This window comes from Idiomarina abyssalis (assembly GCF_900116625.1).
GTDB classification, from domain to species: domain Bacteria; phylum Pseudomonadota; class Gammaproteobacteria; order Enterobacterales; family Alteromonadaceae; genus Idiomarina; species Idiomarina abyssalis.
On the sequence record NZ_FPBE01000001.1, the window covers coordinates 490,434 to 504,513 of the forward strand.

9 protein-coding genes are annotated in these 14,080 nt (G+C 46.5%); 3 read left to right on the top strand and 6 right to left on the bottom strand.

All coding sequences use genetic code 11. The annotated features are described in order from the left end of the window. Window positions 1-30 precede the first annotated feature (30 nt). Complete coding sequence (locus BM359_RS02400) at window positions 31-1,662, bottom strand: GMC family oxidoreductase (RefSeq protein WP_074930754.1); 1,632 nt, start codon at window positions 1,660-1,662, stop codon at window positions 31-33. Continuing rightward, window positions 1,640-3,094 (bottom strand): exodeoxyribonuclease I, encoded by a 1,455-nt coding sequence (gene sbcB / locus BM359_RS02405; RefSeq protein ID WP_054487605.1) that lies wholly within the window; start codon window positions 3,092-3,094, stop codon window positions 1,640-1,642. Before sbcB ends, BM359_RS02400 begins: the two co-directional genes overlap by 23 nt. Window positions 3,095-3,309: 215 nt before the next feature. On the opposite strand from sbcB, the gene BM359_RS02410 reads away from it, so the two are divergent. From BM359_RS02410 to hrpA, 3 genes are all read left to right on the top strand, one after another. After that, a complete protein-coding gene (locus BM359_RS02410; RefSeq protein WP_054487606.1) occupies window positions 3,310-4,470 on the top strand; it encodes a hypothetical protein in 1,161 nt (386 codons plus the stop codon). Between the two features lie 231 nt (window positions 4,471-4,701). Next, entirely contained in the window at window positions 4,702-5,739 is a 1,038-nt protein-coding gene (locus BM359_RS02415) for an isoaspartyl peptidase/L-asparaginase family protein (RefSeq protein WP_054488514.1), read from the top strand. An 11-nt stretch (window positions 5,740-5,750) separates the two neighbouring features. After that, window positions 5,751-9,680, top strand: coding sequence for an ATP-dependent RNA helicase HrpA (gene hrpA, locus BM359_RS02420; protein WP_054487608.1), 3,930 nt, complete (start codon window positions 5,751-5,753; stop codon window positions 9,678-9,680). Between the two features lie 31 nt (window positions 9,681-9,711). On the opposite strand, the gene BM359_RS02425 is transcribed toward hrpA, so the two are convergent. From BM359_RS02425 to nrdA, 4 genes are all read right to left on the bottom strand, one after another. Further along, window positions 9,712-9,978 (bottom strand): GrxA family glutaredoxin, encoded by a 267-nt coding sequence (locus BM359_RS02425; protein WP_054487610.1) that lies wholly within the window; start codon window positions 9,976-9,978, stop codon window positions 9,712-9,714. Window positions 9,979-10,080: 102 nt separating this feature from the next. Continuing rightward, the gene (gene yfaE, locus BM359_RS02430; protein WP_054487612.1) at window positions 10,081-10,341 is read right to left on the bottom strand and encodes a class I ribonucleotide reductase maintenance protein YfaE; all 261 of its coding nucleotides are present in this window, start codon (window positions 10,339-10,341) and stop codon (window positions 10,081-10,083) included. Window positions 10,342-10,344: 3 nt separating this feature from the next. Further along, complete coding sequence (gene nrdB / locus BM359_RS02435; RefSeq protein WP_054487614.1) at window positions 10,345-11,478, bottom strand: class Ia ribonucleoside-diphosphate reductase subunit beta; 1,134 nt, start codon at window positions 11,476-11,478, stop codon at window positions 10,345-10,347. 18 nt (window positions 11,479-11,496) lie between these two features. After that, on the bottom strand, window positions 11,497-13,827 hold the full coding sequence (nrdA, locus tag BM359_RS02440; protein ID WP_054487616.1) for a class 1a ribonucleoside-diphosphate reductase subunit alpha: 2,331 nt from the start codon (window positions 13,825-13,827) through the stop codon (window positions 11,497-11,499). Window positions 13,828-14,080: the final 253 nt, after the last annotated feature.

Below are 14,080 nucleotides of genomic sequence, written 5' to 3' on the forward strand. Positions count from 1 at the left end.
TAGTCACTGACAAACTCACGAGCGGTTTTATCAGGCGTCGGCTTTTATTAAGTCGGCGCCTTTTTCTGCTATAGCGATGGTGGGGGCGTTCGTATTACCACTTATAACGCGGGGCATAATGGAGGCATCCACGACCCGAAGCCGTTCAACGCCTTTTACTTTTAACTCTGGGCTAACCACAGCGTCGTTGTCATTTTCAGGCCCCATTTTACAGGTTCCTGTCGGGTGGTAGATAAGTCCGCATTTTGACTTAATTTGCTTTAAAAGTTGGTCGTCACTAAGTTCTGGGCTGGGGAATATAAACCCACCATGATGCTTTGATAAAGCGGGTTGCTTTAGTATTTCAAAAGCTTTTTTTATACCGTTAATTAAGGCTTTCTTGTCGCTTTCTTCTTTTAGAAAACCATAAGTAATGAGTGGTTTGCCAAAAGCGTTTTCCGGGTTCAGCCTAACTTCCCCGCGGGACTCCGGCCTTAATAAACACACATGACAGGTAAAACCTTGTTTTAAGGTTGGTGTCCAGTCATAGCCGCTGTCGTTAAACATTACCGGCAGCAAGTGAACTTGAATGTCCGGCTCCTGCACTTTGCCGGACGAGCAATAAAACGCACCGACTTCAGCCAGAGAATGGGCTAACTGACCTTTCTTTGTGAATAGGTAGCTCACAAAAGGAACTGATAGCTTCACTAAACCGCAGGGCGTAAGAGTCAGTCCGTCTTTGGCGTTGTTCTTACAATGAATACTGATATCAACGTGCTCCTGGAGGTTTTTGCCGACAGCAGAGTTTTCATGAACTAACTCAATTCCGGACTTAGTTAATTGCTCGGCGGAGCCAATACCTGAACGTAATAGAATTTGAGGAGAATTAAATGCCCCCGCACAAAGGATGACCTCTTTCTCTGCATTCGCTATATATCGGTTTCTGCCTTGCTGGTAGCAAACGCCTGTGGCCTGTTTACCTGAAAACAGCACGCGCTCGGTTAAACAACCAGATAACACCGTTAAGTTTGTGCGAGTTAGAACCGGTTTTAGGTAAGCGTGGTATGCACTGCATCGTTTCCCGTCTTTAATCGTAAACTGGTATGCACCGTGCCCCTCAAGTTGAGAGCCATTAAAGTCCGGGTTAGCTGTTAAACCGTATTGATCACAGGCCTCTAAGAATTGTCTTGATACACTATAGTACGGCGCTACATCAGATACCGACAATGGTCCGTTATCACCATGATACTTTGACCGCCCGCGGCTGTTATTTTCACTCTTTATAAAATAGGGAAGCAGGTCTCTATAACTCCAGCCGTGATTCCCCAGTTCAGCCCAGGCGGTATAGTCACTTGCCAGGCCGCGGGTGTATATCATGGCATTGATACCGCTACTTCCACCCAGCATCTTTCCTCTTGGGGTATAGCAGCCTTTTTCGTTATCGAGTTGAGGCTCTTTTTGACTGCGGTACAGCCAGTTGAATTTTCGGCTGTGCATAAAGCGCGCAAAGCCGGAGGGCATATCTGAGAACAGACCGCCATGAGAGGTTCCCGCTTCTAATAGCAAAACGCTGTACCTGCCACATTCAGTTAATCTGTTCGCTAAAGTACAGCCGGCAGAGCCGGCACCGACTATAATGTAGTCAAAGGACTCGGTGTTATTAAAGGGAAGCGGCGTAGTCATATAGGGACTTTAATAAACGCAGTTTATGCGTGTCTTCCTGATGCTGGCTCGCTAAGTCCTCAAGCCTGAGCGCAAACTCCTCAGCAGACAACATACCTTCAGGTGGTTCTACTAAGCGTTGCTGGCAAAATTGACGCCACTGGTTCAGTTCTTTGTCCGTGAGCGTTGAAGGGTAGTTTCTTGCCCGGTAGCGCAATAACAGTTGCGGCATGCGCTTGTCCTGAAAGTCCAGTTCCAGCCCCGCCAGTTGCTGAGGCTCAGATGAGCGAATAATCTCCATGTGTTTTTTATCCTGGGGGGAGAAGAAGCCATCGTATATCTGGTGATCAACGTCTGTTCTGGGCGCGAACTCTTTTGTTTGTTCGAACACCTGCATAAGTTTGTCGCGGAAGTCGCTGTTTTCCTGCAGCCATTTGGCGTTTGCTTCAATAGCTGCTGTATCTAACGTTGCGTTACTTGCTGCCTCAGAAGAAATGGTTTTAATGGGCGCTAAGAAAGGACAGCGACCCAAATGAATATTTTGTAATCCACTTTTCTTAAGTCCTTGTTCATCGAGTTCTTTGCGGCTGGTGTAAGTTAAAGCGGTTAATTCCTCGACTGATTTCTCAGCAAAATCCATAGGGGGAACGCGCAAGTCCCAGGCTATGACGTTATTGTTCTGTTTAGGGTGAAAGCCCAGCGGCAGTATGGCCGACAAATAGCGGTTTGCTGTACCGTAAAAGCCACTAACATGGGCTAAAGGTTCGGGTGCCTGCCAGTTAAACAGGTTCAGTAATTTTTGTTTACGGCGAATACTGTAGGCCCACTGCCAGAGTTTAGGTTGCTTTTCACTAATAAGCTTCGCCAGGCCGATGGTTGCATAAACGTCCGACATAGCATCGTGCGCCTGACCATGTTCAATGTTATTAGCAACACTTAAGTGCTCGAGTTTTAAACTGGGCTGTCCGTCGGCATTTTCCGGCCAGTTAATACCGTCCGGACGCAGCGCAAAACAGGCGCGCACCACATCTATTAAGTCCCAGCGTGAATTGCCATTTTGCCAGCTGTACTCGTAGGGGTCATAAAAATTACGATAGAACAATAAACGGGTGACTTCGTCGTCAAAGCGAATGTTGTTGTAACCAATAATGGTGGTATTGGGCTGCTGAAACTCTTTTGCTATGGCTTTGCTGAACTCGGCTTCACCGACACCTTGTTTCAGTGCAAGCTGTGGCGTAATACCGGTAATTAAGGTGGCTTCCGGGTTAGGCAGAAAGTCTGGCGTAGGCTGAGCGTAAAGCGTTAACGGCCGACCGATAACGTTAAAATTGGCATCTGTGCGCAAGCCGGCAAACTGTGCGGGGCGGTCGACTAATGGGTTAGCCCCCCATGTCTCGTAGTCGTGCCAGTAGAAGGTTTCTTGTTCATTCTTTTTGTCTAGGTTTGGCTGCATGTCTTATACCGGGCGGCTTTTTGTCGTTGTGTATCTGTTTATTCTTACAGACATGAAAGGAAAGCGCTAGATCAAAGGAGCTTTTAGAGCAAACTGAAGAGACCTCATGTGGGATATCATATACGCAGAAACTAAAGGTAGCTAAAGTAATGAGCTTATGTTAAAAAAATGTATTGGCCTGGAGCGTAATTACAAGGACTTAAAAAGGAAAAACTATGAAAATTCATTCACTGGTAATAGGGCTATTTTCGACCACTATAATGAGTTTTTCACCTTTTGTGTACGCATATGATTCTGACGTTTTAGCCTTTATTTGTGATAGTTGCAGCTATGATGAAGCAAAGGAGATGGTTAAATCCAAAGCGTCTCCGGGTTCGCAATGTAAAACTGGTGATAGCGGTATGACGCCTGTTGAGGAAACGTTGTGTTATAGGGAAGCTGTTTACAGTGCTGTTTTGAATCAATCCAGCGGTGCACTTTGGGGGTTCCGCTTAAGCCACTCAAAGCAGGGAGATGCTACTGGCGCAATGAAACTTCAAGTTGAGGAGCACCAACATGATCAAACCATCGAAGAGGTGATTAGAAATGGAGTGCAATATACCCAGGATTTATCTGCAGCGCTTCAAAACGTTGCCAGCAAAGTGAGTAGCTCATTCTCTTCGTCGACTGAGTATGAACACTGGCTGAGCAACCGGACTGAAACAAAGCATTCCGCTATAACACAAGCTAACACTTCACCCTCTGAGTTTTCTTGCAATGAAAGCTCTGAGTACCTGGCTGTGAAAGCTATTACTTCTGGTGAGTTTAGAAATCGCTTGCGAGCAAAAATCAATAGTGCGTATTCCGATGAAGATATAGAGTTAAACGGCAATTTTGATGATGCCGAGTTTACTGAATTTGGTTTGCGCTTAGAAAAAAAGGGGACCAGGGTCTCAATCAACTGGGATAATCAGCGAGTCGATAAAACCCCTTTTTTTACTTTTTCAAATCCTGACCTTTTAGCTACAAAAAACAATCAGAAAATTTCACAAGTGGCTTTTAGATTATCGCCATCTGATAACGGCACTTCAATTAGCTTAGATGGAACGAAAACGCATCTAAGCAGAAAGTATTGGGTCGATATGAAGAACCCCAGGTTAACACCGCTAGAACTTTCTCCATGTGCTGTAGAAGCGCTGAGCGAATTGTATGGAACAGCTTCAGTTTCAGCAACGATGGATAACGGCAGCGATAACTACAACCCAATGCCGGGTAAGGAGAGTGTATTTCCCGGCGAAGCTCCTGAAGAAGAGAGCAGAGGCAAGAAGCCGCTTTGTGAAGCTCATTACTCTGACAGGCTAGGGGATTATGTTATTAGCATAAAAACATTTTGCTGATTTCCAGTTTAACTTAGCTGAGGTAAAGTGAGCCACTCACTCCTTTTCAATCTTGTTCACCGTCTAACGAACCACTATCCACTTCCAGCGTAATTTGCTGTTTATCGCCTAAGTGTGTGTATTCAACGTGATAAGTCGGCATCTAAAAATCTCCTCGTTGTCAGTTCGGTGCTTTCCTGCGACTATGTTATGACTAACAATCTAGCCTATAACAATAAAATCGAGGTCGAGATGAAAAAACTTTACTTATCTGCATTACTTACCGCTGCTACCTTTGCATCGTTAATGCCAAGCGCTGAAGCGAGCGATACCGATGTGGAATACGCTATGGCGATCCACGGCGGTGCCGGCACCATTACCCGGGCTAATTTAACCGCTGAACAAGAGCAAGCCTACAAAGATAAACTGACTGAAGCTTTAGAGGCAGGTCGTAAGGTACTAAAAGAAGGTGGTGACAGCACCACTGCGGTTATTGCCGCAATTCAGGTAATGGAGGCGTCTCCGCTGTTTAACTCTGGTAAAGGGGCGGTTTATACCTGGGATGGAGAGCATGAGCTGGATGCGTCATTAATGGAAGGCCTGAATGGCAATGCCGGAGCCGTTGCCGGTGTGAAGACAGTAAAAAGCCCAATAGAACTGGCTCGTGAAGTAATGGAAGAGTCGGTACACGTCATGCTCAGTGGTGAAGGCGCAGAACAGTTCTCCCGTCAGCAAGGGCTGGAGCAGGTCAAGAATAGTTATTTCAATACCGAGCACCGTTATCAACAATTGCAAAAGGCCAAAGAAACCATCAATAAAAGTGAACAGCCAGAGCAGCAAGCCTGGGAATATCTCGATTTAGATTATAAATACGGCACGGTTGGCGCAGTTGCGGTTGATAAAAACGGACTATTAAGCGCCGGTACGTCAACAGGCGGCATGACAGCGAAACGTTATGGTAGAATAGGGGATTCACCTATTATTGGTGCCGGTACCTGGGCGGATAACGACAGCTGTGCGGTGTCTGCAACCGGACACGGTGAATACTTTATTCGCTTTCACGTGGCGGCTGATATCTGCTCGCGGGTTAAGTATAAAGGGCTTTCGGTAAGTGACGCGGGTGATGAAGTCATTCACGGCGTGCTGGAACAAGCAGGTGGTACCGGTGGCGTTATTATTATTGATGCAAAGGGCAATATTGCTATGCCGTTTAATACCGAAGGTATGTATCGTGGCTATATTAAAGGCGAGGGTGATGCCCATATTGCTATTTATAACGAGGATGAATAAGTTCGGAGTCTATGAGTCGTCAAAAATCGCACGATAAACTACAAAGTAAGCCCTTTGTTGATAAGTTTCAGACACAATTAGAGCAATGTACAACACAACAGGCCGCGCTTTTGCGCGGTCGTTTGCGTGGCCTGAGCAAAATAAAAAATGAGCAACGACAGCAGCAGGTGCTGGAGCGGATAGCGGGCGATATTGAGACTGCTGAGTTGGCGTATCTGGAGCGTCAGCAGCAAAAGTTTCATATCAGTTACCCCGAAGAATTGCCGGTTGCCCAGCAGCGTGGCGACATTAAGAAAGCCATTGAGCAGAATCCGGTGGTGGTCATTGCCGGCGAGACCGGTTCGGGTAAAACCACGCAGCTACCGAAAATGTTGCTGGAACTGGGGTATGGTCGCAAAGGTACGATTGGTCATACTCAACCGCGACGCTTGGCGGCTCGCAGTGTTGCCGCCCGTATTGGAGATGAGCTACAGGATCACGCTAAAAAGCAGGTGGGTTATAAAATCCGCTTTCAGGATGAGACCGCACCGACGACGGCAATAAAACTGATGACCGACGGTATGCTGTTATCCGAACTGCAGCAAGACCCTCTGCTACTGCAATACGACGCCATTATTATTGATGAAGCGCATGAGCGCAGCCTGAACATCGACTTCTTGCTGGGTGTGCTGCATACGCTGCTGCCCAAACGCCGTGATCTCAAAGTTGTTATTACCTCCGCGACCATTGAGACAGAACGTTTCTCCAAACACTTTCACGATGCCCCAGTACTGACGGTAACCGGTCGAACCTATCCGGTGGAAGTTCGGTATCGTCCCCCGAAAGAAGACGGCAAAGCTGCTGATGCAGACGTATTGCAGGGTGTTTGTGAGGCGGTAGAAGAGCTGCAACGTGAAAGCGAAGGTGACATCCTTATTTTTGCCAGTGGTGAGCGCGAAATTCGTGATTACGCGGACGCTATTGGTGACTTGCAACTGCGTAATACGGAAGTTTTGCCCCTGTATGCGCGTTTGTCGTCACACGAGCAGAACCGTGTATTTCAGTCGCACAGTCAACGGCGTGTGGTTATTGCCACCAACGTAGCAGAAACGTCATTAACCGTGCCGGGCATACGCTTCGTGATTGACCCGGGAACGGTGCGTATGAGCCGTTACAGTTACCGCACTAAAGTGCAGCGTTTACCCATTGAGCCTATTTCACAGGCCAGTGCCAACCAGCGCAAGGGGCGTTGCGGCCGTATTGGTCCGGGCATCTGTATTCGCTTATACAGTGAAGAGGACTTTTTGCAGCGTCCGGAATATACCGATCCGGAAATTCTCCGTACCAATTTGGCGGCGGTCATATTGCAAATGTCGTCGTTGCGCCTGGGTGACATTCGCCAGTTTCCTTTCGTACAGAAGCCCGACGAACGCTTTGTTAAAGACGGTTTGAACTTATTGGAAGAGCTGCATGCCATTAAACCCGGACGTAAAAATGAACAACCGAAATTAACAGATACGGGACGGCAGCTGTCACGGCTGCCTCTGGATCCGCGACTGGCCAGAATGGTCATAGCCGGGCAGCAATACGGATGTGTTCGTGAAATGCTGATAATTACCGCGGCTTTGAGTATTCAGGACCCACGTGAACGGCCACACGATGCACAGCAAAAGGCTGACGAGTGGCATCAACGTTTCCGCGACAAAAGCTCTGACTTTATGGCGTTTCTCAATTTATGGAACTACGTCAAAGAGCAGCAGAAATCGCTGTCAGGAAACCAGTTCCGTAAGCAGATGGGGCGTGAGTTTATTCATTTTATGCGTTTGCGTGAATGGCAGGACATTTACACGCAAAGCCGGCAAACGGTTCGGGAAATGGGACTATCCATTAATGAGGAAGCTGCCACCTTTGAGCAAGTGCACCGGGCTTTAATTACCGGCTTATTGTCTCAAGTGGGCTTTAAAGAGGACCGGCACGAATATCAGGGAACACGGCAAACGCGTTTTCATATTTTCCCGGGCTCAGGTTTGTTCGGTAAACCGCCTAAGTGGGTTGTCACCGCTGAACTTGCCGAAACCTCAAAATTATATGCGCGAATTAATGCTGACATCGACCCTTTGTGGATAGAAGAAGCAGCTCCGCATTTAGTTAAAAAACAATACCTTGAACCTCACTTTGAAAAGAAACAAGGCAGTGTTATTGCCGATGAACAGGTGACTTTACTGGGGCTTATTCTGGTACCGAGAAGGCGCGTTCAATTCGGCCCGGTGTCGCCGGTTAAGGCCAGGGAAATATTCATACGCGAGGGGCTGGTTAATTCGCAGCTAACGCGCAAGTTGCCGTTTATTCAACACAACCTGAAATTAATTCAGGACGTTCAGGCGTTGGAGGCAAAGTCCCGCCGGCGAGATATTCTGGTGGATGAAGAGGTACTGTTCGAGGCTTATGACCGCGCTATACCTGAAGGTATCTATAACGAGAAGTTGCTGGCAGGCTGGTGGCATAAGGCGGCCAAAAAAGAACCTAAGCTGCTGTTTTTTGAGCGCGATGATCTTATTGCTGGTGAAACCGAGCATATTACAGAAAGCGACTATCCGGAGTTCTGGCGACAAGGTAACCTCCGATTGCCGTTAAGCTACCATTTTGAGCCTAACGCAGAAGATGACGGTGTCAGTGTGAATATTCAGCTGGGTATTCTGAACCAGGTTAAGCAGGAAGGTTTCGACTGGCATATTCCGGCGTTGCGTGAAGAGCGTATTGCCCACTTAATTAAGTCGCTGCCGAAAACCTTACGTCGGAATTTTGTACCTGCACCTAACTTCGCTGGTGCGATTATAGCCGATGTTGAGCCGCTGCAAGGGCGCTTAACTGACGCTATGGCGACTAAATTGCGCCGTATGACCGGCGTGACAGTTCCGGAGGAAAACTGGGATGAGTCGTCGTTACCGGCTCATTTACGCATGAATTTTAAGATTTTTGACGGTAAGAAACTGGTGAATCAGGGGCGCGACTTGCAAAGCCTTCAGCAGCAGTTGTCCGGTAGAGTGCAGCAGCGGCTGGAGAAAACAGCCGGTGACGATATTAGCCGTGAGCGCGTCGATAGCTGGGACTTTGATGACTTACCGGAAGTTACTACCGAGCGCCAGCAAGGTTTTGAGCTGAAGGCGTATCCGGGCTTAATCAATAAAGGCAAAGGACAGGTTGCTCTGCAATTGTTCGATAACCCGGAGCAGGCGAAGAAGCATCATAAAGCCGGTGTACGCGAATTGTTACTACAGCAAATACCGTCACCAATTAAGCATTTACAGAAATCACTGTCGAATAAAGCCAAGTTGGCTATGTACTTTAACCCCTGGGGAAAAGTGGATGCGTTAATAGCCGACTGTATCGCAGCGGCGGTAGACGGGCTCGTTCAAGAGCAAATTGAACAGGGCAATGAGCTCCGTGAACAAAAGGGCTTTGAGCAATTAAAAGACATTGTCCGTGCTAATTTGAATGAACGTGTTGAGCAAATAGCAGGGGAAGTCGAGCAGTGTTTACTTTTGTCGCAACAGGTCAGAAAGTCTCTTAAAGGTAAAATTCCACTGGACCAGATTCAGTCGCGGGGGGATATTCAGGATCAATTGGATAACCTGGTGTTCGCTGGTTTTGTATCCGCTTTTGGCGGGGATCGTTTGAGTGACATTGTGCGTTATTTGAAGGCTATTCAACGTCGGCTGGAAAAACTGCCGGTCGATCCGAATAAAGACCGGTTAATGACTCTGACTCTGGCCAACCTTGAAGAGCAGTACAAAGCAGCGGTAAAAGCTTATGAAAATAAAGGCTCGGTGATTCCGGATGAGGTTGCTGAAATTCGCTGGATGATTGAAGAGCTGAGAGTGTCGTTTTTTGCGCAGACGCTGGGAACCAAGTATCCGGTGTCAGAAAAGCGGGTTAAACAAGCAATAGAGGCGGCTAAATAGCCGCCTCTAGACATGAATTCGTAAGCGCAAATTAGGCGGTGTAAAGCCCTAAGTTTTCTTTTGCGTAAGCTTCAAACTCAGTGAAGCCGCCAACGTGTTGTTCGTCGACAAAAATTTGAGGAACAGTCTGGACAGGTTTACCGACTGTTTTTTCAAGGTCAGCCTTGCTGATACCTTCAGCGTGAATATCGACATAGCGATAATCAAAGTCATCCATATCGGCTTTTAATTTGTCCGCAACTTCTACGGCACGAACACAAAAAGGACAACCCGGACGTCCAAAAATTACTGTAAACATGAAATACCTCTCTCGCAAAAATAGATTGCGGCCATTATCCAGATTTTAGTGCTGGTTAACAATTCTTCTGTACGATGGGCACAATCGATTTAATGAATAAGGCTAGTGCTCAATATCTAAATCTGATTCAGGAACGCAACAACAGGGCAGAATATCGCCTTTTCTGACATAGGCGAGCGGCTCGGTTGTATAGCGAACTGTGCCGGACTTTAACGTGCTTCTGCAGGCACCACAGAAACCACTACGACAATGGTAATGCATTTCTAACTGATGCTTCTCTAAGGCTTCGAGTAAAGTGCCTTCAGTCGCATCAACGGCAAGCTCGGGCCCGCCGTTGACTTTGACTTTAAAGGTGTTGGCCATAGCTTAGAGATCAAAGTCCCCAAGGTCAGAGGCATTAACCTCACTGTCTATTTGACCAACAAGGTAAGAGGTAATTTCAGACTCTTGTGGTGCTACCTGAACGTTGTCTGACACCAGATACTTGTTCATCCAGGGCAGTGGGTTAGAACGCTGATTTTCAAATGGAGCATCAAAGCCTATGGCCTGCATACGCAAGTTGGCAATGTACTCGACATATTGGCACAGCATGCTTTCGTTCAGACCTATCATTGAACCGTCTTTAAACAAGTAGTGCGCCCACTGTTTTTCCTGTTTAACAGCTGTCATGAAAATCTCGTAGGCATCACCGCGAAGCTCTTCGGCAATTTCTTTCATTTCCGGGTCGTCTTCGCCGTACTGCCACAAATTAAGAATGTGCTGTGTTGATGTAAGGTGAACGTTTTCATCGCGAGCAATCAGTTTGATGATTTTTGCGTTACCTTCCATTAATTCACGTTCTGCAAAAGCAAAGGTGCAGGCAAAGCTAACGTAAAAACGAATAGCTTCTAGAGCGTTAACCGAGTTAATGCACAAAAACAGCTTTTTCTTTATTTCGCGCTGAGTGACCGTATAGGTCTTACCGTCAACGACAATATCGCCTTCGCCGTGGGTTTGTAGCAGCTGAGTGTAAAAAATAAGATCGTCGTAGTACTTTGAAATGTCATTAGCGCGAATTTTAATTTGCTCGTTAATGACAATATCTTCAAAGACTTCGCTGGGGTCACTAAACAAGTTACGCAGTATGTGCGTGTATGACCGCGAGTGAATGGTCTCAAAGAATGACCAGGTTTCGATCCAGGTTTCTAACTCAGGAAGGGATACGATAGGTAGTAGCGCGATATTCGGCGAACGACCCTGAATCGAATCCAGAAGTGTCTGATACTTCAAGTTAGAAATAAACACATGCTTTTCGCTGGCAGTCAGTTTATTAAAGTCGATACGGTCACGGCTGACATCGATTTCTTCAGGGCGCCAGAAAAAGCTGATTTGTTTTTCGATAAGCTTTTCGAAAATACTGTGTTTTTGTTGATCATAGCGAGCAACGTTAACGGAGTTGCCTAAAAACATAGGCTCCGTTAACGGGTTATTCTGCTCTTGGTTAAACGTTGAGTACGACATTCGCTAAAATCCTTATTATTAAATTTTACAAGCACCACCGGCACAATCGTCATCTTCTTCGATGATAACTTCTGCGCTCTGGGCCTGAGGCTTGTCGGCACGTTGACGTGCAGCAATGTCGGACTGGTTGTCAGCAGCACCATCACGAGTGTTGTGATAATAGAGCGTTTTAACTCCCAGTTTATAAGCGGTTAACAAGTCTTGCAGAAGCTGTTTCATCGGTACTTTACCCGCATCAAACTTGTTCGGGTCGTAATTGGTATTGGCAGAAATTGTCTGGTCCACAAATTTTTGCATGATACCAACCAGCTCAAGATACCCTTTGTTATTCGGTATTTGCCATAACAACTCGTATTTGTCTTTCAAGTTTTCGTAGTCAGGGACAACCTGTTTAGTTACCCCGTCTTTTGACGACTTAATGCTGACAAAACCCCGCGGAGGCTCGATACCGTTAGTTGCATTAGAAATCTGCGACGATGTTTCTGACGGCATTAGAGCGGATAATGTTGAATTACGCATACCGTGTTGTTTAATGTCAGCACGGAGCTTATCCCAGTCTAAATGCAGTGGTTCGTCGCACACTTTGTCCAGATCTTTCTTATAGGTATCGGTTGGCATAATGCCCTGAGAGTAAGTGGTCTCATTAAATTTAGGGCAGGCGCCTTTTTCTTTAGCCAGATTCATTGAAGCTTGCATCAGGTAATACTGTATAGCTTCAAAGGTTTGGTGAACCAGGCCGTTTGCAGAGCCGTCTGAATATTTAACACCGTGCTTGGCTAAGTAATAAGCAAAGTTAATAACACCAATACCCAGAGTACGGCGGTTCATGGTGGCGTTGTAAGCTGCCGGAACAGGGTACTCCTGATAATCCAGCAGGCTATCCAGTGCGCGAACGGCCAAGTCTGCTAAGTTTTCAAATTCACTCAGGCTTTCAATTTTACCTAAGTTAAAGGCTGACAGAGTACAAAGCGCTATTTCACCTTCTTCGTCATTTACGTGACTTAACGGCTTAGTTGGCAATGCAATTTCAAGACACAAGTTACTTTGACGGATAGGCGCAACTTTAGAGTCAAATGGGCTGTGCGTGTTGCAATGGTCTACGTTTTGCACATAGATACGGCCGGTGCTGGCACGCTCCTGCATAAACAGACCAAACAGCTCAATGGCTTTAATACGTTTTTTACGGATGCTCTCATCCTGTTCGTACTGCTGGTATAAACGCTCAAATTCGTCCTGATCTTCAAAGAAGGCGTCGTAAAGCCCCGGAACGTCCGACGGACTGAACAGGGTAATGTAATCGTCTTTAATCAGGCGCTGATACATGGTGCGGTTAAATTGAACACCATAGTCCAGGTGGCGAACTCGGTTTTCTTCAACACCCCGGTTATTTTTCAGTACTAATAGACTTTCAACTTCCAGGTGCCAAAGTGGGTAGAACAAGGTAGCCGCGCCACCACGAACACCACCTTGCGAGCAGCTTTTAACGGCTGTCTGGAAGTACTTATAGAATGGGATACAGCCGGTGTGGAAAGCTTCACCATTACGGATAGGGCTGCCTAATGCGCGAATACGCCCCGCGTTAATACCAATACCGGCGCGCTGAGAGACGTATTTTACGATAGCACTGGCGGTGGCATTAATAGAATCGAGACTATCGCCAGCTTCAATTAAAACACAGGAGCTGAATTGACGTGTCGGCGTACGTACACCTGACATAATCGGTGTCGGTAGAGAAATTTTAAATTCAGAAGCTGCATCGTAGAAACGTTTAACGTAATCCATACGAGTGCTTTTCGGGTAATCCGAAAACAGACAAGCGGCGACTAATATGTATAAGAACTGCGCGCTTTCATAGATGTCACCCGTTACCCGGTTCTGAACCAGATACTTGTTTTCCAGCTGTTTAACCGCAGCATAAGAGAAGTTCATGTCACGCCAGTGATCAAGGAACTCGTCCATTTGATCGAACTCTTCTTCGCTGTAGTCATCCATCAGGTGTTCATCGTAGCGATGCTCGGCCACCATTTTTTTCACATGGTCGTATAGACGCGGTGGTTCAAACTTACCGTAAGCACGTTTACGCAAGTGGAAGATAGCCAGTCGCGCTGCCATATACTGATAGTCGGGCGCATCTTCCGAAATGAGATCGGCAGCTGCTTTAATGATAGTTTCATGAATGTCTTCAGTTTTAATGCCATCGTAAAACTGAATGTGAGATTTAATTTCAACCTGAGAGGCTGAGACATTATTCAGTCCTTCAGCAGCCCACATGATCACTCGGTGAATTTTATCGAGGTTTAGCGGTTCGCGTTCGCCGCTGCGTTTCGTAACATAAAGTTGCTCGTTCATTTTGCGCCGACTCTTAGCTTTTTGTTATAGGTTTGTAGCCACAAGATATAGTGCTTATTAGTTGTACAGAGCGATATTTACACAATATCTAGTGTGTCTGGGATGAACTGTATGCTAGGTCTAACTGGCAATACGATCAAGTGAATTTAACGGTAAAAACGGAATAATTTTGAATTCAGAATCTTGATTTTTTGCCAGCCTTTAACTGGCCTGAGTTTGCGCTGAAAAGTTTTCTATATAATTTTTTTGTCTT